This is a genomic window from Halalkalibacter sp. HAAS-P013, from assembly GCF_056619925.1.
The window spans coordinates 1-597 of the sequence record NZ_JBWQTU010000064.1 but is presented as its reverse complement, the minus strand read 5'-3'; the positions used below and the strand labels follow the sequence as shown (position 1 = coordinate 597).

1 protein-coding gene is annotated in these 597 nt (G+C 41.9%); it reads left to right on the top strand.

What is annotated here, in order from left to right; translation table 11 throughout:
- Nucleotides 1–597: IS30 family transposase (locus AC1FXP_RS23575; RefSeq protein WP_480064321.1), on the top strand; the 597-nt coding region annotated here is incomplete at both ends.

The window sequence follows — 597 nt, the reverse complement described above, 5'->3', positions numbered from 1 at the left end:
TCAACTAACATGGTCTCCTGAACAGATCGCTGGACGGTTAGTTGAACTAAAACTATCATTCAAAACGATTTATCGTTGGCTCTATCTTGGACTGCTAAATAAGGTGGATATCACAGTCCTTCGTCACAAAGGAAAACGTCAAAAACCCGTTGAAACCAGAGGGCGATTTAACATTGGAACCTCCATTACTGAACGCCCAAAAGAGGTAAAGAAAAGAACGACTTTTGGACATTGGGAACTTGATACGATGGTCTCAAGTCGCGGGAAAAGTAAAGGGTGTTTTGCTACCTTTGCCGAACGGAAAACACGGATGTACCTTGCAGTAAAGATGGATAATCGTAGTTCTTCATCAATGGAAACAGCCATTTTAAACATGTTTGCAATGTATCCCCCAGGTGTTTTTATGACATCTACTGTTGATCGCGGGAAAGAGTTTGCGTGCTATTCGAGCATTGAAGAACAGGTAGATATGTCTATTTACTTTGCTGATCCATACTCTTCATGGCAGCGTGGAACCAACGAGAATGCCAATGGCCTCTTACGTGAATTCTTCCCTAAGAAGACCGATCTAGCTCAAATACCAGAAGAAGATTTAGA